Consider the following 18,395-nt stretch of genomic DNA (forward strand, 5'->3'; position numbering starts at 1 on the left):
TGAATTTCACAGCACCTCTTAGAGGTGCTTTTCATCTGTGAAATACAAATCTTCGTCGATTACATTCTGATAAGACTGAGAAAGCCCCATCCAAGAACCATTAATTCCCTTATTTCGTTTATTGCTAAGATTCCGATTAAGATTAAAAGCGGCACTAATCAATCCTAAATGCGTAAAGCTCTGAGGAAAATTTCCCAAATATTGCCCTTGAAAGCCCAGCTGTTCGGAATAAAGTCCTAAGTGATTGGCATAAGACAGCATTTTTTCAAAATAAAAACGCGCTTTTTCCAACTCTCCGGCACGCGATAAGCATTCCACAAACCAAAAACTGCACAGCGAAAATGTTCCCTCCTCACTACTATGCAATTCATTCTTAACCGGAGTAGCGGATTTCCGGTTAGAGCGGCGATAGCGATAAATAAGTGAATCGCATCCCAACTTTTCCTCGATCAATTTTAAAGTGGAAAGCCATTTAGGATCTTTAGGGCTAATAAAGCGCATGAGAGGCATCAAAAGCGTAGAAGCATCCAAGGCTTTTCCGCCTTTATACTGGACAAAAGCCTGCAATTCTTCATTCCAAAAATCCTGATAGATAGAGCAATAAATGGCATCCCTTTCCTTTATCCATTTTGAATTAATAGGAAACGAGCGGCCTTCAGCAATTCTGACTGCTCGATCGAATGCTACCCAGCACATTAATCTTGAATAGAGGTATTCCTTGGGTTTTCCCCTGCTCTCCCAAATGCTATAATCCTTTGTCTGCCAATTCTGACTGAGCCAATCAATTTGCAAGCTCAACGCATTCCAAAAGGAGTAGGAAATGGGTTCCACATATTTATTGAATAGATAGACGGAATCCATCAATTCGCCATAAATATCAAGCTGGACTTGCTTAAAAGCCAAATTGCCAATACGGACGGGCTTTGAGCCTTTGTAGCCTTCAAAATTATCTAAAATTTCTTCCTTGAGATTCTCTTCATCGCCTCTTATGCTGTACATCAAATGCAAATGACCGCCTTTTCCAATAGTCTTGCACAGTCTTTCTACCCAATTCATAAAATCCCTGGCTTCTTTGCCATAGCCAAGCCGAATAAGCGCGTAAACGGTAAAGGCCGCATCACGAATCCATGTGTATCGATAATCCCAATTTTTACTGCCCCCCACTTTTTCTGGCAGTCCAAACGTGACGGCTGCCACCATGGATCCATAATGATAAGAGGTAAGCAGCTTCAAGACTAAGGCTGAGCGGTCGACCATTTCCCTCCAGCGCCCATTGTAATTAGATTGGCTAATCCAATCACGCCAGAACTGGATTGTCAAAAATAAATGCCGGTCAATAAGCGGTTTTAAATCAGAAGAAGGCTTGTCATTATCTTGAAGATTTTCTAATAGAAAGTCGGCTTCTTCGCCCGCCTTAAGCGTAAATTCCGCATATCCATCTCCTTGTCTGATGCTCAAGGGAACAGTGCTTGTAAGCCTGAGCTTAAATTCCTTTGTCTCGCTTACAAAAATGAGGGAATGGTCTGTCTTGAATATATCATGGCTTGTACGCCCATAATTAAAACGAGGCTGGCAGCGCATGACATAGGTCATCTCGCCTTTAATGCTTTTGACTCTTCGAATTAAAAGATTGTCCTTACAGCCTTCAAAAACAGGCATAAAGTCCAATATCTCCCCAATTCCCTCATCTGAGAGAAAACGCGTGAGCAGCACATTGGTATCGGGTAGGTACATCTGCTTGTTTTTCATTTTCCTATTTTTAGGAAAAATTTCAAAAAACCCTCCCTTCTCTTTATCTAATAAGGCGGCAAAAATACTCGGTGAATCAAAGGCGGGATAGCATAAAAAATCAATCGAACCATTCAATCCGACAAGTGCAGCCGTGCTTAAATCGCCTATGACGCCGTAATTTTCAATGGGTTGATAGTCTTTCACGGGCATCCTATTGAAAAATAAAGGATTAATTTGATTCGCTTTCTTTTTATACGAAAGAGTAAGGCAGAAAAGCGATCTTCATAAAATAATAAAGGCCCGATCAGAATGGCCGGGACACAAGCTTTCGGAATCGCGAATGATAATTTTTTTTTATAATACAAGCTTGCATCCAATACAATGGAATTCTAATGAATAGACTAAGTCCGGAATGGCATTAGCATTTATTTGAAAAATCTGTAATTCTTTTGTAACCATTTGTAGTTCAATAGGATTCAAAAAACCACGCGTATGGACTCTCCAGCACCATGCAGACATAGAAGAGAGGATTTGCCTTCATTGGATTTAAGATTGAATATAGGCCTCCGCTTCTATTTCTACAAGCATATCGGGATGGATCAATCCTCTCACCTCGATCATGCTAGTGGCGGGCCGAATGGCCTTAAAGACTTCTCCATGGGCTTTTCCGATTTTTTCCCATTCCCTGATATCCGTCACAAACAAACGCGTTCTCACAACGTCTTCCATCTTTGCTCCTGTTTTAGAGAGAGCTTCTTTGATATTATGAAGGATTTGAACTGTCTGCGCATAAGCATCCCCAACGCCAACCAGCTGTCCATTCTGATCTGTTGCCGTTGTTCCGGACACATGAACAAAAGGGCCTATTCGGACCGCTCTTGAATATCCTATCAATGGTTCCCAAGGCGTTCCGGTCGAGATAAGTTGTTTTTCCATTGTTCCCTCTCTGAAAAAGCTTGAATTTGCGATTTGATTTCAGCACGTCTGGCAAAAAATTTCACGCTTTTTACGCTTTATCAAGACATAGATAGCCTTGCAATTTTTAATTGAAAGGCGTATGGAAGGGAATAAGTATCCCGTTTACCTAAACATCTAAAAAGCCATTATGATTAACCATCCCCCTAATTTTCAAGGATGTCTGAAAGGAAAAGTCGCTGTCATTACAGGCGCTGCCCGAGGAATCGGACGAGCTGTGGCCATCGCATTTGCTCGAGAAGGCGCTCATATTGCCGGCATCGATATTTGCTCAGCCGTCTTTCCCCCATCTGGAGTGCAGCCATCCCGTCCGGAAGATTTAAATGAGACGGGACGCCTAGTGAAAGAGACGGGCAGCCGCTGGCTTGGCTTTATTTTGGACCAACGCAACCTATCGACCCTAAGGACAGCCGCCGATCAGATCGCACAAGAGTACGGAGGCATCTCTATTTTATTCGCCAATGCGGGCATTCAAAGTTTCAAGCCCTTATTAGAGATGGAAGATGAAGACTGGCATACGCAAATTGATGTCAATCTTAACGGAACAGCAAATGCCATTAGGGCTTTTGCCCCGCATTTGGTCAAGCGCGGCGGCGGGCGCATTATTGTCACAGCTTCAACGCAGGGCAGGCATGGCATGAAAAATGGAGCCGCTTATTCGGCTTCTAAATGGGGAATTATCGGCCTGATGAAATCTGCCGCTTTAGAATTGGGAACGTATGGTATTACTGTCAATGCCCTCATTCCCGGCCTGATCGACACTCCCCTCACACGCCATGAAGAGCGTTATGCACAAGCGCTTCAAGAAGCGGGCAAACAGCCAAAAGGTTACCCGGCAGATGAGGAAGAAGCCCGCAAGCTCCTTTCCCTTAAATCCCCTCTTGGTATTCCTTGGATCGATCCCAATGATGTCGCTCCCGTTGCGGTCTTTCTTGCCTCAGACGCTGCGCGCATGATATCCGGCGCCACCTACGACGTCACAGGAGGCGATAGTGCCCACAATAGCGCTTAAATAGCTCCTTGCCAAAAACAGCTTCAAACTGACTTATTTTAACCTGAGTTTAGAAGGCTTGCCCATTCGGCTTCATTAAAGCCGACGAGCCCGCTATTTTCTCCAATCAAAAAAGGCCGCTTGATCAGCATGCCATGCTGGCTTAAGAGAGCCAGCGCATCAGGCTGCGGCAAATCCTTTATTTTCTCTGCCATGTTCATGTCCCGATAAAGCTGGCCTGAGGAATTAAAAAGTTTCTTTATATTTCCGTTCACATGGCGCAGCATTGCTTGCAGTTCCTGTATAGAAGGCGGCTCGTCCGTTATTTCCTTGCGGACAAACGAGACATTATTTTTTGCCAGAAAACTCAAGGCTTTTTGGCAAGTCGAGCATTTGCTATAAACATAGACTTTCATCATCATATCACTTGATTTGTGGATTTGAAATGCAGGCAACGAGAAAAGCGATTCGCTTCTATTTTCTAATCCTTTTGGCAAAAGACCCGAAAGCTAGAATGGGATTGATAAGAATGCGATTTCTCGACCAGATCAAAGGCCAGTATCTTAAAACGCGCTTTTTGCAGAAAGTCTTTAAGTTCTTTTTCTTCAAAAAAAGACCAAAATTTTTCCACTTGGTTTTTATAGCGCACATCTTTCTCTAATCCCTCTCCGCATCCCTGCTTAAGGGTCAGATAAAAGCATCCCTTTTCTTTTAAGGCTGCGTGAATGGTTTTTAAGACCGATAGAAAGCGATTCTTAGAAATATGCAGCAAAGAACAGCCTGCCCAAGCTCCCTCAAAGGTCTCATCGGAAAAAGCCATTTCCTCTATGTCCATGATCTGAAACTCAGCTAAAGGGGCCGTCGCTTTTGCTATTTCAATTAATTCGGAGCAAAAATCAATCCCTATCACCTTAACCCCTTTCTCAGTAAAAATTTTGGCATCCCTGCCGGACCCGCAGCCTATATCCAGAATCTTGGCTTGGGAAGGTAAAAGCTGAATAAATTTTTCAATGGATTGCAAAGGGGCTAAATCAGCCACATTCAAGGCAAATGCTTGTGCTGTGGCCTGGTAGCTGTCTTTTGTGATGGCTTTGTTATGCACCTCTTTCCCCTCTTCTTTTAACCTAAATCTTAAACAGGCATTGTACTTTGCGTGCATTTTTTAGCAAATGGCTTATCTTTCCATTCATTCTTTTTCCCATCCCATTCAACCAGATGGCTTTAAACAATGCCAACCGGATAAAGCATAGGTCTACTCCTCATAGTGTTCCTCATTGGTCAAACAGCGAACGCCCCCTTTCTTATTCGCAATAAATGAGGAAAGCTCAGCAATGGTATATAGGGCCATATTTGTAAAGGTACAAGAAAAAAGCCGGGTAAACTTTTTATGAATCATTTCTTCTATTACATGCGAAGGCCCAGTCGTCACAAAGCACAGCTGTTTTCTCTCTGCTTCTCCCTCTTTCTCTTTCGCGAATAGCTGAGCGCCCTTTTTGCCATCCAAAAAAATGCCATTGCAATAATTCAAAGAAACCTTAGGATAATCTGCGTTGAAAACGGCAGGCATGGTCAGCACAGACACGCCCTGCTTCTTCAATAGAGCGATGCGCTTTTTTTGATTGGCTCCGCACTTTTCCATGCCTTTTAGAGCTTTCTTCTGAAATTGCCTCAAAATCAATCGTTCTTTTCTTGTCAAATCCTCGCTTTTTTCAATGACATTTAAAAATTTTAATGCTTTCTTATTGTCGTGTAAAACCACCTTTCCATCCGGGGTGACAAACATCTGCATATCAATATGAAAATGATCTTGAGGAATGAACACGCAATTTGCCAAAGGGACCCGCAACTCTTGTGCCATGCGCTGTTTGGTGAGACGTAATTTTGCTTCTAACTTTCTGGCATTTGCCGCATATTTCTTTTTTTCTTTCTCTGTAAGAGGAGCTATCAGGCGCTTTCGATAAGCGAGCTCTTTTAGATTCATTTTAATTAAGCGCGTCCAGGGAATGTCCTCTTCCTCCAGATGCAATTCTTCTCTGCTATTATTGTTTATTTGCCAAATGATCCGGGCGTCCCATTTCTTTGCCAGCTTGGGAAACTGGATAGTCGCATATAAATCTCGATTGCGTGCGAGCCGATAGGCCTCATCAGAAGGTTCAGTGTCTTCCGCCGTCCATTCAATCTTTTCAAAATACCTTTGCTCCTCTAAAGCAATTAGACTGAGATAAAGGCTTAATTCTCCAATAATAGCTTTAGGTTTTCCCTCATGCCAATAAAGGAAGCAATTCCCTCCTTCTATGCAAGTCTTGCCTTGCTCATAAGGGATGCGCATATATTCTGCTGTAAAGATGGCTTGATTGACATTTCTCCTTTCAAATCCTTTTCCCATCCCGGTTTCATTAACAAGGCGGTCATTATCTTTGATTAAAAAATGATTGACAGACGCAGGCAGATTAGCGAGAAAATAATGGCAAATAAAAAAATTTTTAATGCTATAAGGAATTAAAAATCCCCCTTCTAAAAGGCCAATATGCGAGTCTCTAATAAAGACTGAACAGCGCTCATCTGCAGAGGGGATCGAAAAAAGTAAAGGGGAGAGGTCTTTTAGAGTTTCTTTAGAAGCCTCTTTGCTAGACATCCAAAAACGCCTATCAAGAGGACGCCTAGGCGGATTTCCATTTAGCTCATCTGCTTTTTTTTTAACAGATTCAAATGCACAAAGTGCCAGACTAGCCACATGGGAATCGCTTTGCAAGCAAGAGCTTGCTAAATAGGAAGGATTGCCATCATTTAAAACAGCTTCATCATCTTGATAACCAGAGAAATCTGTAAACTGCGTCTCCACTTCGTTAAGTGCCGCTATTTCCTCGCTTCGTGTAATCATTATCTGGTTAGGTGGGGATTGACTTGAAAAATAGACAGACATTTTACCCTTCTCTAGAGTGCATCCTAGCTTTTATCAGGATCCAAATTTAAATATTTTTTCTAGAATTTGAACGTTTAATTTAGATACAAAGCCTATTGATTGACAATTCACTATTGCTGCTAAATGAAAAATAAGAGAGAGAGAGTTTTTTTCTCTCTCCCCTTTTTATTCAACTCATGGATGCATTAACCGGGATACCAATTGGCTCGGCATAGATTATCATAGATCCGGCCAAAGCAATCTGAATGTCCGCTCTGCTGCTGCACAGAAAAATGCTCTTGAAAGGTTGTAAAGGTGGGCAGGCGTGAATCGGAAGGAAGCACTCCAAGCTGAATGCCTTTTTCTGCTATTTTAGCTGCATTTAGCGAGTTTTGATATTCTAAATATTCCATCGATCTTACATACGTCGCTTTATCTATTTTTCTCTGAATAGCAAGCCCCGCAAGATACTCAAATTGAGAATCTACGGAAGCATTATGCAATTCAAATAAAATAGACCCTATCAAATCCCCTTCCGTTGTTTTAGAAGACATCGCCACACAAATCATGCGCTGGTCAGGATCCCAATAAGCCCCAAAAAAGTTAGATAATTTGGTATTTTTGACAGCAATTTGAATGGCTCCTTCTTTTTGAATAGAAGCGATTAATGCCTTTGCCTCGGGAACCTTTAAAATTTTATTTAAAATAGACTGCAGTTGCGGTGAACAGCGCACAGTCACCTTTTCTTCACTTTGAGCAGCATGCAAGGAATAAAAAAAAGGTGCTTGGCAAAATAAAAATGTAAATAAAATTTTAACTAAAACTTTATTCATAATTCCCCCTATTTAATTTAAAGAGGGAAAAGATAAATAAACAAAGCAATACAATCAATCAAATTAAATCAAAATTCAATTAAAATAATTTATTAATTTATAACTACATTTTTAATGGCAACTATAAATTTTAACTTACTTTAAATATTCCACTTCTATTTCTGTTTGGAAATAATTAACAGCGCTTTGAAAGACAGCCTGGTCAAGGGATTTTTGAATGGGATCGTCTTCTTTTAGATAGGAGCTATAGCTGATTAGACGTCCCAATTTTGAATAGACCTTATAAAATCGCCATGATCGCTTATCCAGGGGGTGATTAGTCTTAGCCTCATAAGCCTGATAGAAAGCGGCAAGCAAGCGGTTAATTTCATCTTCCGAGAGAAGTCCTAATGCTTTTCTGCGCAAATTTTCTTCTGCTTTTAATAAATCCATCGTACCGTCCAATAAGGGCCGTTCGTGAATATCGATAGAGAAATGCAGCTTGGCCAGATCAATAAAAGTAAAATGATCACTCGCTTCATCATAGAACATATTACCCAAGTGGGCGTCTCCATGTGCATAGCTGCAAGCAATGAGAGCGAGACATGCCCCCTGCTGAACGTCTTTAACATATTGAATAAAATCAGAAAGAGAAACCTCTTTTGATAGCTCGTCCACAATCAAGGGATGGTCAATAATTTGATTAAACTTATCTTCATACTTCATAAGAACATTCGAAGGAAGTGAGCTTAAATAGGGAGCTTTTATGCGATGAAGTTCTGCTAAACTTTCTCCCATCCGACTAAAGGCTTTTTGAGCCGCCTCTATCTGTAAGTCTCGTTGTTCCGAAGAGAGGTGCTGAACAGCTATTTGCTGGATATATTGGTCCATCCGCTTGCCTTTAGCGACTGTCTCTAATAGTAGCCCCCATTCCTGGCCTTCAAGATTACAGCTTGCAACTGCCAGCGGTTCAATGCTATCTACCTTGGCAAGGGAAAGCTGCCTGATTAAATCCAAAGCTGAGATTTCCGGTAGAAATTTACTTGAAGATTGGCGAGGCCCTCGAAACGCTTTGACAATATAAATCAATTGACCCTGTTGATCCATTATCATAAATACAAGGTCATGCGATTTTCCTCCTAAATTCGTCTGTTTCGCATCCACAATCGCAAAAGAAGACGCATCGATGGATAAAGCCTCCTCTAAGAAAGTGGCAATGGCATTTTCAAGATTATCAGAGGAATAACAGACAAGGTCTGCATAAGCGTTTTCTAGTAAAGCTTGGGTTCTTTCTTTTTCTAATTCAACCGGAAGGCTTGTATCTATGCGATATTGCCTTGCACATGCAATCACTTCTTGAAGAGCATCTTTCTGAGAAACCAAAAAAGAGGGGCTATGGTCAGCAATCCCATCATGACTTAAAAGAAAAGAAAAAAAAATTAAGAAAAAGCCAAACAAGCTCTTAAATAATTTATTAAAACTCATAACAACCTATATTGAAATTATTCTCGAATCTAAATTATTAATATTTTAGATAGCTTATTAGTTATAAAAACAGAATTAATCAAATTAAAAAAAACCGAAACAAGACAATAATTTAAACATAATCAATTAAATAAACAACAATTCAACTTTGAAATGTTTTTAACCATTAATAAAAAACACTTAATTATTAAAAAATGCGTAAATTTTATTCACATGAGTTTGGAGTTTTTTAGGAAATAAAAGCAATAAAAAAGAAATTGCTATTGGCAAAATAGAAATGAATGATAATTTTTTTGATACCATCCGGCCGCCATCAATGACTTTGGCGTGATCGCATAGGCGATATATGATGAAGGGAAATTTTTCTAGAAAAGCTAACCGATTGATCCCTCATATTCCAGCTTCCCTTGGCTTTAAAAGGCAGCTAGCCTTTATAACAATGCCCCCCATCTTTAGCTCAAACATTTGGCAAGTCCTGCACCGATTCCCCTATTACAACGAGTGATCAAAGCTATTTAGCCTTTGAAATGAAGCTCTATAGTTCTACCCCCTTATTAAGTCCATTCAAGAGCCATTTTTAACGATTAGAAGCCCCTTTTGCGAATAGAAAATGGGAAGCGTAGCTGATTATCCAAATTGCAACTGCTATTGCGCCAATAAGTCCCCAATCTGCCCATTGAAGAGGCACTGTTTTAAAGATGATCTGCAGAGGAGGCAGGTAAATAACCAAGAGTTGTAAGAATAAGGAGCTCATAAGCGCCATAAGAAGCCATCGATTTGAGAAAAAGCTCATGTTATATTGAAATCTAACCATTTGGACACGAACCAATTCTAAGACAATTAATGTTGTAAAGGCCATGGTATGCGCAAGTTCGGGGCTTTGGTTAAGCCCAGTCTTGCAAGCGATCAAAGCTCCTGCAGCAATGATTAGGCTAATAAGAATAATTTGAAAGGCAAAACGTGCAGATAGAATGGGTTGATTGGGATGTCTGGGTGGTTGCTTGAGTATCCCTTTTGCAATAGGATCTAATGCCAGGGCAATAGCTGGAAAGCCGTCTGTAACTAGATTCATCCAAAGCAATTGAATAGGCAAAAGCGGAATGAACGGATTGCCTTGAGAATCGCGGAAATTAAGCAGCATGCCAAAAAAAATCACTAGGATCTCAGCAATATTGGAAGAAAGCAAATAATTGACAGATTTCAGGATATTGTCATAAATGCCTCTTCCCTCTTCGATCGCATTAACGATAGAAGTAAAGTTATCATCTGTAATAATCATGTCGGAAGCTTCCTTAGTCACATCCGTTCCAGTCACTCCCATCGCAATTCCAATATCAGCTTTTTTGATGGCTGGAGCGTCGTTTACTCCATCGCCTGTCATGGCTATTACCTCGCCCAATTGCTTCCAAGCTTTCACAATTCTTAACTTATGGGCAGCTGAGACACGAGCATAGACAGCAATCTTTTTTACTTTATCAATAAATTGAAGATCTGTCATTTCATCCAGCTCTTTTCCCTCTATAGCCATTAACAAGGAGCCTATTATTCCCAATTCTTTTGCAATTGCAATCGCCGTATCTCTATGATCGCCTGTTATCATGACAGGTCTAATGCCTGCTTCTTTGCAGGCTTGGATGGCTGCCTTTGCCTCTTGCCTAGGAGGATCCATCATGGCAATTAGCCCGATAAAGACAAGGCGTTCTTCTAAAGAAGGATCAATATGATCCTCCTTGATATTTCTATAAGCCAATGCCAGCACTCTAAGCCCTTGACTGGCCAGCTGATGATTGATCTCCAAGATCCGCTTTCTATTAGCAAGGTTTAATGCCTGTTCTTGCCCATTTAAGAGTATGGATGCCGATCGATTAAGAATGACATCGGGAGCTCCCTTAGTAAATAAAATATTGCCTTCTGCTCCTTGCCTTAAAAAGCTCATGCATTTTCTTTCTGAGTCGAAAGGAAGCTCATCTAGTTGCGGATAATCTTTTTCTAAGGCGGCTTTATTCAGTCCCATTTTTTTTGCAGCGACCAAAAGTGCAGCTTCTGTAGGGTCGCCGCTGATTTCCCAGCGCCCCTGTTCTTGATAAAGGCTTGCATTGTTACAGAGGCTAGCTGTTTTTAAAGCTAAGGAAAGCTCCGGAATATGAGAGGGATCAATCGGTTGGCTTTTCTGGAAAAATTTCCCTTCAGGGATATATCCTAATCCTGTCACGTCAATTAACGCATCGTTAACCCAAATCACTCTTACAACCATTTCATTTTGAGTAAGCGTCCCTGTTTTATCTGTGCAAATCACCGTCGTACACCCAAGCGTTTCGATAGAGGGAAGCCGCCTAATCAACGCATGCCGCTTGGCCATTTTTCTAACTCCACTGGCGAGGGTGATTGTCACAATGGCAGGAAGTCCTTCTGGAATGGCTGCGACTGCCAGGCTTAATGAAGTTAGAAGCATGTCAAGCGCTGGAAGGTCCCTTAAGATCCCTATCCCAAAAACTAAACCAATAACTCCCAAACAAATCCAGACAAGGTTCTGACCAAACTTTTCTAGTCTCAGCTGCAAAGGTGTCTGCTCTTCCTTTCCCTTTTGCAAAAGGGAAGCAATTTTTCCAATTTCGGTATGAAGGCCCGTTTCTGTAGTTATAAATAGCCCCTTGCCATTGACGACAGTTGTCCCCATAAACCCCATATTTTTGCGGTCGCCAATAGAAAGCAGCTCTCCATCAAGAGAATGAGTTGTTTTTTGAATAGAAACGGCCTCTCCCGTCAATTCTGCTTCTCGGGTGCTTAGTTGCGTAGCCTGAATAAATCTCCCATCAGCCGGAACACGATCACCCGCTTCTACTAGGATGACATCTCCCCTAACAATCTCTCTTGCAAGAATTGTTCGTAGTTCACCCTGACGAATGACTTTAGAAAAAGGCATCGAGAGCTTTTTAAGGGCAGCAAGGGATTGCTCAGCTTTGTATTCTTGAAAAAAGCCAATAATGGCATTGAGAATAATGATTAAGCCTATGGATAAAGCATCCAACCATTCTTGTAAAAAAAGGGAAATGATAACCGCTCCAATGAGTACCCATATAATAAAACTTGAAAATTGGCCAATGAATAATTGCCAAGAAGATAGAGGAGCAGTTTCTGGAAGTTGATTAAACCCCTCTTTAAGCAAGCGTTCTTTCGCCTGACTTTCTCTTAAGCCTTGGTGCAAATCTGTGTCCAAGGCATAGGCCACTTCTTTAGGCCCCATCTTCCACCAGGGTCTAGTAAAAGCTTGATCGCTAGAGGATAATTTGGTTTGCATGCTGAATATTACGTACTTTTAAAACGAGCGTCGGCCATTCTTTTACATCACTTCCATTTGCAGGAAGTTTTTTTCGGAATTTTATTTGTCGAGCAAGTAAAAATTACAGATCATCAATCAGTTATGTACATTGATAGCAATTGATTTTAAGCGTGTATTAAACTGCTAATGATAATCTCAATAAGGAGTAATTATTATTCAATTTCCTTTTAGGAAAGGATATGAGTGGAGGGCAATCAAAAAATCAAGAAAAAAAATTTACAACCCAATAAAAATTAAAAAAACGCGGAGAAACCATTTAGCATTCGCTTTAATTTCCAACATCCAAAAAAAAACCGAATAATCTGTCTTTTCTGACAAATTATTCGGTTTATATGCCCAGGATAGGACTCGAACCTACACACCTTACGGCACCAGAACCTAAATCTGGCGTGTCTACCAATTTCACCACCTGGGCGCTGAATGTCCATTTACATTAGTGGGATTGAAAGTTTTTGTCAATCTTATTTCTAGTAGAGACCATCCCCATTGCTAATTGCCTAGATTCGAGATTATTAACCTGAGTTGCATTCCCCTCTTAATACACTTTCTTATATACTGTTCCCGGTCTAAAAATAGTAGGATTGATATACTAAATTTAGTTATAAACGTGTATTTTTTCCTATCCTATAAAAAAATAGGCCTAAAAATTTTTCCGTTTTTTCTAACAAAATTGAGCAGTAAATCATACTTATTTAAAATCGTGGGCAGTCTCTTAATAGACTGTAATTTACTTAGGCTTTAATTATTCTTTACATAATCTTAACTTGTAAACGTTAAAATTTTTAATAAATATCAATAAAGTTTTTTTATTATGATTCGCATTTCCCGCTTATTTCTTTTTATTATTTTACTCTTCCCTTTTATTAGCCGAGCTGATCAGCGAGAAGATATCCTGACTAATCATCACATTAAAGAAATCACGCTTAAAAATGGCATTCGGGTCTGTTTAAAGAAAACGGACTATGATGAAGACGAGTTTGTTTTTCAATTATTTGCGATGGGAGGCTATGCCGCTTTGGCCCCAGCAGACCGTCCCTTAGCTATTTTATCTCCTGACATTGTCTGGGAATCGGGCTTGGGTTCGCAAAGCGCAGATCAAATAGCCTATGATTTATATCAACGCTCGCTTGAAATAGAAATGAAGGTTCAGGCATTTGACCGCGTCATTGAAGCTTCTGGTCCAACAGAAGAAATGGAGCGTTGCCTTCAGGTTGTCCATAACTTATTTACTCAACCCCAATTTCAGCCTGAGGCACTCAGCAAAGTCATCCATCATACGCGCCGCTCTCTGCAAAAAACTAATGCTTCCACGCAAACAGAGTATTCTTCCCGTAATATTTTTTTGGAATTCAATACCCAAAACTGGGATGTTTGGAATCCTCTTAACTCGCGAGATCTCAATCACATTAGCTTAAAGAAAGCAGAAAAGACTTTTCTTCAGCTTTTCTCCAACCCTTCAGAATTTATTCTTGTCCTTGTCGGCGATATTGATTTTGAAGCAACTATTCACTTATTGCGGCAATACTTAGAATCTATTCCCTGTCGCTCTCCGTCTTTTCATTTAATTAATCCGCCACCGCCGCCTTTTCCTCCAGGCATAACAAAAAAAGAAATATCGGGTTATTCTCGCTATGCAAATGCCTGGACAAGACTAACCTTTCCTATCCCTGCTAAGCAAGTCGAGACCCAACAGTTAGAATTTCTTTGCGACATTCTTTACAATCGTTTTGCACAAAATGAGGCAACAAAACAACTAGATGTCAGCTATGAATTTCCTCTCTTTCCTCGCTTAGATCAGGCCTGGCTCATCATTGAATTTTCCTGCGCATGCAACGAAATTCCTTCCGTTTGCGGGCAGATTATGAAAATATTGGAGACGTTTAAAAAAGAAGGGCCGAGCGCAGAAGAGTTAAATATAGCTTTAAAGAACTTGGAAGAACAAAAGAAAGAAGTCGAAGAAAATGACTACATTCTTTCTGTCCTTGCCAACTATTATCGAGCGGGATGGGATGTAACTAGGCTTTATACGCTATCAAAGGAAAAAGAAGAGTTAAGGAATAACGATTTAACATTTTATCTTAATCTAGATCAGTATTCTATTATTTCCCTTTATCCTTAAGTCAACTATTGAATATCTACCTGCAAGATAACGTAAACGCAAGACAAGACAAAAAGGACTTCGCTCGCAATAGCAAATGAGCTATTATCATGAAGTTATTTCATTTGCAAATGACCACCCATGCTTAAATCCGGTCAATAACCCAAAATCAGGTCATATAATATGCCTCTTGCTCCTGCTTCTATCGGAATTATTTTAAATGAATCGCGTACGCATGTTTTATTGATTAAAAGACGTGATGTGCCCGTATGGGTCTTGCCCGGCGGGGGGATTGATGACCAGGAAACACCAGAACAAGCGGTCATTCGAGAGGTTTGGGAAGAAACCGGTTTGACTATTGCGATTCAAAAAGCCTGTGCCGAGTATTACCCTATTAACCGCTTATCCGCTCTTACTTTTGTTTTCCTCTGTCAAATACAAAAAGGCCAGCTAGAGTTATCGAATGAAACAGCTGCTATTGACTTTTATCCACTCAATCAGCTTCCCTCTTCTTTATTCCCCATTCATCGCAATTGGATAGAAGAGGCTTTGGCTGCCACTGATTACATAAAGAAACCCCTTACGCAAGTCAGCTATTCAGCTCTTTTTCTTTATTTTCTGCGCCATCCTTATCAAGTGTTGCGCTTTGCTATAACACGTTTCTTGAAAAATTAAGGCAGACACTAAAAGCTGTGCTAAGAGACTTAGGCAGTTTTAATACACCCCACTTAGAGGCGTATTAAAACCGCTAGCGACCTAAATTCGAGTTCTATTCCCTAGGAAGCGATAGAAGATAACAGAAATCAATGCGTATGATCATGGTCGTGGTCGTGGTCGTGATCATGGTCGTGATCATGGTCATGGTCATGGTCGTGATCGGAAGTGCTCTGCCCATTAACCGATTGGTTACTCTGCCGTTTTTCAGCCCATTTTTTAAGCTTAGCTTGGCTGACTTTGCACTTATAGCCTTCAATATGGAACATCAGCTTGAAGCTTTCCCATTCTTCATAAAAGTCATTAACAACTTTGAGATCAACCGTTTGTTTAATTTGCACCAATAGGAAAAGTAATTTATGCGCACTGAGGACTCTCTTAGCTGTATCTTCTTCCCCTGGCTTAATCTTCTGCTGCAAAAAATAAGTCGTAATGAGCTGTGCTATCTCATTAGAGCTATTCTCTTTTTGAATAATCCAACGGATAAATTCATTATGCTCCTGAACGGTTTTAAAGGGATTATCTGTCAAAACGCTAATTCCTTTTACAGTCGTCTCTATATACTGATCAATTTGATCGAAAACCATTTCATCATGGTAAATTCCGCATGGCATTTGACAATGGGCATGAATCGAGAACTGATAGCACATTCCCAATAGGCATCCGGATAACAATAGTTTTTTTAACATTTTTCTACCCCTTTTGATGATCGAGATTATCAAAAGTTTTACTATACAGGCCAATATTATACAATTGCTTACCGCTGCTTGCTGGGAAGACCCTGTTAGGAAATTGCTAATTCCTTGATGCAAGCTCTTTTCCTCTAGAAAGACAATATTCTCAACTCTAAGCAACTATTTTCAAAGTCATTTGACAGAACTTACTATTTCTGCTTTAATGATTATTCATGGCATTTATCTTATCTACTCACTCTCCTAGCTTATGTTATCTATCGTTTGGCACCATTTATTTGTCCGCTCCTGGTGGGTGATGGCTTTTTTCCTCATGTGCTTTATCTTGTATGAGCAAGCGCTTAAAAATAGAGACCGCCATTATAAACAGCTCAGCGAACAGCTCATTTCTCTTCAAATGGAAAAACAAAAAGCCCTTCAAAAGCAAAAAAACCTGCAATTGCAAATCAATAGTCAAAGTGATTTAGCCTGGATTGAATTAACTTTAATGAAAGGGCTTGGATTGGTTCCAGAAGGCGAACAAAAAATCTACTTTTATCAGAATAAAGACGAGCGCTCTATCGGCATCGCACAATAAAGCTTGCTGGCAAATTTTTACTAAGAGGTGCGCTTTAAAGAACGCATGCGTTCTACCATGGCTGCGATTATTTCAATTGCTTTGTCTATTTCTTGCGCAGTCGTCGTCCTTCCCACGGAGAAGCGAATAGCTGAAGCTGCCTGCGCGTGCGTAATTCCCATATTAAGAAGGATGCGAGAAGGCTCTAGAGCGCCTGAAGAACAAGCAGAACCATGGCTGACGGAAATGCCTGCCATATCTAAGTTGATAAGTAAAGCCTCTCCATCTACTCCTAGAAAGGAGATATTTGTTGTATTGGCAATGCGAGGTCCCTGGCCATTTACCACAACTTCGCCTAGCCGGTTTATCAAGCCTTGCTCCAATTGATCGCGTCGCTCTTTTAAATGCCTCGTAATGGCGTCCTGCTCCTTTTCTAAAATAGCGATAGCTTCGGCCAAACCAACAATTCCGGGCAAATTTTCCGTTCCGGCCCGTCGATTAAACTCTTGGCTTCCCCCAACAAAAAGAGGCGCAAGCTTCAAAAACTGCTTGCAAAAACAGACGCCTACCCCCTTTGGAGCATGAATTTTATGGCCGCTGAAAAACATAGCTGAAACGCCTTTTGGAATAGAAAAAGATTCCTTTCCCAAGAGGGCGACTCCATCTACAACAAAAGGAATATTGGCCTGAGAAGCAATCTCTGCGATCCCCTCAATGTCGGTTTTTACCCCTGTCTCATTATTGACAGACATTAATGTAATGAGACGAGTATCGGGACGAATAGCTTCTTTGACAGCCTCGGGGCGAACAGCTCCCCATAAGCCGGTTGGCAGAAAAGTGGCCTCATACCCTTGCTTTTCAAACTCTCTGACAGTTTGATAGATACAGGAATGCTCAACGCTTGAGGTAATGATATGGCCTGCTAATGATCTTTTGAGGATCCCATACAGCAATAAATAAGCCCCTTCTGTTCCACCGGAAGTAAAAATTAAGTCTGTGGGCTGAACGCGAAGAAAACGCGCAATCAATTGACGGCTTTGTTCTAATTTACGGCGACACCACTGACCTTGAACATGAAGACTGGAAGGATTTCCCTCTTCTTCTTCTAACTCTTGAACAATTGCTTGCAAGACCCGTTTATCAATGCGTGTGCTTGAGTTGCAATCAAGGTAGATCCGCTGAGTCATATTTTTCCTGGATTTTAATGACAACAACAGTAATGTTGTCATATCCGCCTCTTTGCTTTGCCGTCTCTACAAGTTTCGCTGCCATATTTTCTTCAGGCGTTTGCACAAGAATGCGTTGAATGTCTTGATCGCTTAAGAGGTCCGTCAGGCCATCCGTGCACATTAAAAGAATATCGTTTGCATGGATCATATCATGCCGAATACTTGGCTCTACATAAGGCTCTGTGCCGATCGCTTTAGTAATGATATTTTTGTATTGAAAATCTTCTGCTTGTTCCTCATTCAATTGACCCAGATCTATCAATTCCCTTAGCAAAGAATGATCGTGTGTAAGCTGCTCTAGTTTATTTTTACGCAACCGATAAATCCGGCTATCGCCAACATGGCCATAAACTATTCCTTTCGGATGCAGGAAAATACAGCAAAGCGTTGTCCCCATCCCTCTCATGCCTTCATGTTCCAGGCCCATTCGAAAAATAAGGGAATTAACCTCTTGAATAGCTTCTAATAAATGCTTTTGAACGGATTTTAAGCTCTTATCAGAAGAGATCAGTTTCTCTTTGAAGATTGTGCATAAATGATTAGCCGCTTCTTTAGAAGCAATTTCTCCAGCCTGGTGCCCACCCATTCCATCTGCCAGAACAAAAAATTGATCATCTAATAGCTGAGTCCAAAAATCCTCATTGTTCTGGCGAACAAGACCAACATCAGAAATGCCATAGACAGATATTTTGTAAAGCATTACTTGAAATGCCATAATAGAAGGTAAAACCTATACAGTTAGTACAATACGAATAGAATAGCAAATTTTGAAATGAGGAAAAGGAAATTTGTAGAAATCTTCTAATCCCCTTTTTCGCATTGTCAGCTTTCTGGTATTGTATTCTACTAAAAAAGTCTTTTTAAAGATAG

15 protein-coding genes and 1 tRNA gene are annotated in these 18,395 nt (G+C 40.6%); 4 read left to right on the forward strand and 12 right to left on the reverse strand.

Going from position 1 to position 18,395, the window contains the following annotated elements; translation table 11 throughout:
• Positions 1–18: 18 nt before the first annotated feature.
• Together BN3769_RS04415 and BN3769_RS04420 are read right to left on the reverse strand one after the other, a co-directional pair.
• A complete protein-coding gene (locus BN3769_RS04415; RefSeq protein WP_079989407.1) occupies positions 19–1,941 on the reverse strand; it encodes a glycoside hydrolase family 15 protein in 1,923 nt (640 codons plus the stop codon).
• Between the two features lie 336 nt (positions 1,942–2,277).
• Positions 2,278–2,667: a RidA family protein gene (locus BN3769_RS04420; RefSeq protein WP_068467986.1), complete on the reverse strand. Its 390-nt coding sequence runs from the start codon at positions 2,665–2,667 to the stop codon at positions 2,278–2,280.
• A gap of 169 nt (positions 2,668–2,836) precedes the next feature.
• Between BN3769_RS04420 and BN3769_RS04425 the strand changes: the two genes are divergently transcribed.
• The gene (locus BN3769_RS04425; RefSeq protein ID WP_068467988.1) at positions 2,837–3,718 is read left to right on the forward strand and encodes a mycofactocin-coupled SDR family oxidoreductase; all 882 of its coding nucleotides are present in this window, start codon (positions 2,837–2,839) and stop codon (positions 3,716–3,718) included.
• A gap of 38 nt (positions 3,719–3,756) precedes the next feature.
• On the opposite strand, the gene BN3769_RS04430 is transcribed toward BN3769_RS04425, so the two are convergent.
• The 7 genes from BN3769_RS04430 to BN3769_RS04460 all read right to left on the reverse strand — a co-directional run bounded on the left by BN3769_RS04430 (position 3,757) and on the right by BN3769_RS04460 (position 12,651).
• Complete coding sequence (locus tag BN3769_RS04430; protein ID WP_228840614.1) at positions 3,757–4,119, reverse strand: arsenate reductase family protein; 363 nt, start codon at positions 4,117–4,119, stop codon at positions 3,757–3,759.
• A 59-nt stretch (positions 4,120–4,178) separates the two neighbouring features.
• Positions 4,179–4,799 carry a class I SAM-dependent methyltransferase gene (locus tag BN3769_RS04435; RefSeq protein ID WP_195155549.1) on the reverse strand — a complete coding sequence of 207 codons (621 nt, stop codon included), beginning with the start codon at positions 4,797–4,799 and terminating at the stop codon, positions 4,179–4,181.
• A gap of 150 nt (positions 4,800–4,949) precedes the next feature.
• A complete protein-coding gene (locus tag BN3769_RS04440; protein ID WP_068467992.1) occupies positions 4,950–6,620 on the reverse strand; it encodes a hypothetical protein in 1,671 nt (556 codons plus the stop codon).
• A gap of 185 nt (positions 6,621–6,805) precedes the next feature.
• Entirely contained in the window at positions 6,806–7,432 is a 627-nt protein-coding gene (locus tag BN3769_RS04445) for a hypothetical protein (RefSeq protein WP_068467994.1), read from the reverse strand.
• Positions 7,433–7,567: 135 nt separating this feature from the next.
• On the reverse strand, positions 7,568–8,896 hold the full coding sequence (locus BN3769_RS04450; protein WP_068467996.1) for an aminoglycoside phosphotransferase family protein: 1,329 nt from the start codon (positions 8,894–8,896) through the stop codon (positions 7,568–7,570).
• Between the two features lie 577 nt (positions 8,897–9,473).
• The gene (locus BN3769_RS04455; protein WP_068467998.1) at positions 9,474–12,194 is read right to left on the reverse strand and encodes a cation-translocating P-type ATPase; all 2,721 of its coding nucleotides are present in this window, start codon (positions 12,192–12,194) and stop codon (positions 9,474–9,476) included.
• Between the two features lie 375 nt (positions 12,195–12,569).
• Positions 12,570–12,651, reverse strand: a tRNA-Leu gene (locus BN3769_RS04460).
• Positions 12,652–13,047: 396 nt separating this feature from the next.
• Here BN3769_RS04460 and BN3769_RS04465 point away from each other — a divergent pair.
• Together BN3769_RS04465 and BN3769_RS04470 are read left to right on the forward strand one after the other, a co-directional pair.
• A complete protein-coding gene (locus BN3769_RS04465; protein WP_068468001.1) occupies positions 13,048–14,355 on the forward strand; it encodes an insulinase family protein in 1,308 nt (435 codons plus the stop codon).
• Positions 14,356–14,517: 162 nt separating this feature from the next.
• On the forward strand, positions 14,518–15,009 hold the full coding sequence (locus BN3769_RS04470; protein ID WP_068468003.1) for an NUDIX hydrolase: 492 nt from the start codon (positions 14,518–14,520) through the stop codon (positions 15,007–15,009).
• 128 nt (positions 15,010–15,137) lie between these two features.
• Here BN3769_RS04470 and BN3769_RS04475 read toward each other — a convergent pair whose 3' ends face one another.
• Positions 15,138–15,737, reverse strand: a complete 600-nt coding sequence (locus BN3769_RS04475) for a superoxide dismutase [Ni] (RefSeq protein WP_068468005.1) — start codon at positions 15,735–15,737, stop codon at positions 15,138–15,140.
• A 253-nt stretch (positions 15,738–15,990) separates the two neighbouring features.
• Here BN3769_RS04475 and BN3769_RS04480 point away from each other — a divergent pair, with 253 nt between their 5' ends.
• Positions 15,991–16,317 carry a hypothetical protein gene (locus BN3769_RS04480; RefSeq protein ID WP_068468006.1) on the forward strand — a complete coding sequence of 109 codons (327 nt, stop codon included), beginning with the start codon at positions 15,991–15,993 and terminating at the stop codon, positions 16,315–16,317.
• 20 nt (positions 16,318–16,337) lie between these two features.
• On the opposite strand, the gene BN3769_RS04485 is transcribed toward BN3769_RS04480, so the two are convergent.
• Positions 16,338–17,483 (reverse strand): cysteine desulfurase family protein, encoded by a 1,146-nt coding sequence (locus BN3769_RS04485; RefSeq protein WP_068468008.1) that lies wholly within the window; start codon positions 17,481–17,483, stop codon positions 16,338–16,340.
• The gene (locus BN3769_RS04490) at positions 17,461–18,240 is read right to left on the reverse strand and encodes a Stp1/IreP family PP2C-type Ser/Thr phosphatase (protein ID WP_068468010.1); all 780 of its coding nucleotides are present in this window, start codon (positions 18,238–18,240) and stop codon (positions 17,461–17,463) included. Before BN3769_RS04490 ends, BN3769_RS04485 begins: the two co-directional genes overlap by 23 nt.
• Between the last annotated feature and the right edge of the window lie 155 nt (positions 18,241–18,395).

The organism is Candidatus Protochlamydia phocaeensis (genome assembly GCF_001545115.1).
Classification (GTDB): domain Bacteria; phylum Chlamydiota; class Chlamydiia; order Chlamydiales; family Parachlamydiaceae; genus Protochlamydia_A; species Protochlamydia_A phocaeensis.

Bases quoted from the DNA above. Each gene is read 5' to 3' on its own strand.
- BN3769_RS04415 (WP_079989407.1), bottom strand. From the start codon at position 1,941: ATGCCCGTGAAAGACTATCAACCCATTGAAAATTACGGCGTCATAGGC.
- BN3769_RS04420 (WP_068467986.1), bottom strand. From the start codon at position 2,667: ATGGAAAAACAACTTATCTCGACCGGAACGCCTTGGGAACCATTGATA.
- BN3769_RS04425 (WP_068467988.1), top strand. From the start codon at position 2,837: ATGATTAACCATCCCCCTAATTTTCAAGGATGTCTGAAAGGAAAAGTC.
- BN3769_RS04430 (WP_228840614.1), bottom strand. From the start codon at position 4,119: ATGATGATGAAAGTCTATGTTTATAGCAAATGCTCGACTTGCCAAAAA.
- BN3769_RS04440 (WP_068467992.1), bottom strand. From the start codon at position 6,620: ATGTCTGTCTATTTTTCAAGTCAATCCCCACCTAACCAGATAATGATT.
- BN3769_RS04445 (WP_068467994.1), bottom strand. From the start codon at position 7,432: ATGAATAAAGTTTTAGTTAAAATTTTATTTACATTTTTATTTTGCCAA.
- BN3769_RS04450 (WP_068467996.1), bottom strand. From the start codon at position 8,896: ATGAGTTTTAATAAATTATTTAAGAGCTTGTTTGGCTTTTTCTTAATT.
- BN3769_RS04455 (WP_068467998.1), bottom strand. From the start codon at position 12,194: ATGCAAACCAAATTATCCTCTAGCGATCAAGCTTTTACTAGACCCTGG.
- BN3769_RS04465 (WP_068468001.1), top strand. From the start codon at position 13,048: ATGATTCGCATTTCCCGCTTATTTCTTTTTATTATTTTACTCTTCCCT.
- BN3769_RS04470 (WP_068468003.1), top strand. From the start codon at position 14,518: ATGCCTCTTGCTCCTGCTTCTATCGGAATTATTTTAAATGAATCGCGT.
- BN3769_RS04475 (WP_068468005.1), bottom strand. From the start codon at position 15,737: ATGTTAAAAAAACTATTGTTATCCGGATGCCTATTGGGAATGTGCTAT.
- BN3769_RS04480 (WP_068468006.1), top strand. From the start codon at position 15,991: ATGTTATCTATCGTTTGGCACCATTTATTTGTCCGCTCCTGGTGGGTG.
- BN3769_RS04485 (WP_068468008.1), bottom strand. From the start codon at position 17,483: ATGACTCAGCGGATCTACCTTGATTGCAACTCAAGCACACGCATTGAT.
- BN3769_RS04490 (WP_068468010.1), bottom strand. From the start codon at position 18,240: ATGGCATTTCAAGTAATGCTTTACAAAATATCTGTCTATGGCATTTCT.